Origin of the sequence: Ramlibacter sp. WS9, from assembly GCF_003797765.1 — a bacterium.
Classification (GTDB): Bacteria; Pseudomonadota; Gammaproteobacteria; order Burkholderiales; family Burkholderiaceae_C; genus Ramlibacter.
Window position 1 is genome coordinate 1 of sequence record NZ_RKMB01000122.1, and the last position, 532, is coordinate 532.

Annotated in this window: 2 pseudogenes; one reads left to right on the top strand and one right to left on the bottom strand. The window is 43.4% G+C overall.

Annotated features, from left to right (window positions below):
* Positions 1-235, bottom strand: a pseudogene (locus EEB15_RS33240) (IS91 family transposase); the annotation flags it as partial.
* 116 nt (positions 236-351) lie between these two features.
* On the opposite strand from EEB15_RS33240, the pseudogene EEB15_RS34710 reads away from it, so the two are divergent.
* Positions 352-532, top strand: a pseudogene (locus tag EEB15_RS34710) (diguanylate cyclase domain-containing protein); the annotation flags it as partial.

A 532-nucleotide genomic window follows, 5' to 3' on the forward strand; every position in this document is an offset into this window, starting at 1 on the left:
CCTTAGTGTGCGGGCAATTAGATGTTCCGCAATCGTAGTGTTTGGCGCCCATCATATTGGTGCCGCACGCGAGCATGCGTTCCACGCAAGTGATTTGCCAAAGGCTGAAGGTCTGAGCGTGTTTCCAAAGCACTTTTTCCCAAGCGTTGTCTTTTTCAAATAGGAGTTTCGTTGCGCGGGGAACAAATTCTTTTAGTGTGTGGTGGCGACGTCTACGACCTGAGTATTGAACCACGTAAAAATCTAGAGGAAGGTAATGTAAGGATAGGATAACGCACTATGAATAATAAGAATATTAATGAATTAACAGCGCCCTAGCTCGATGCGTAGCATCGCTAACTTGGAAATCGTCGGATGTTAGCTCATTTATTGGAACGCATCGGTTCGAGAGTACAAACGGAGACCGTAAGTTATGGTTTAATTCTGCTTGATATTGATCACTTTGGTTTATTTAATAATTACTACGGTCACTTGGAAGGGGATATTGCTTTGATTCGTATTGGCCATATTCTTAACCAACATGCTCAGGCAG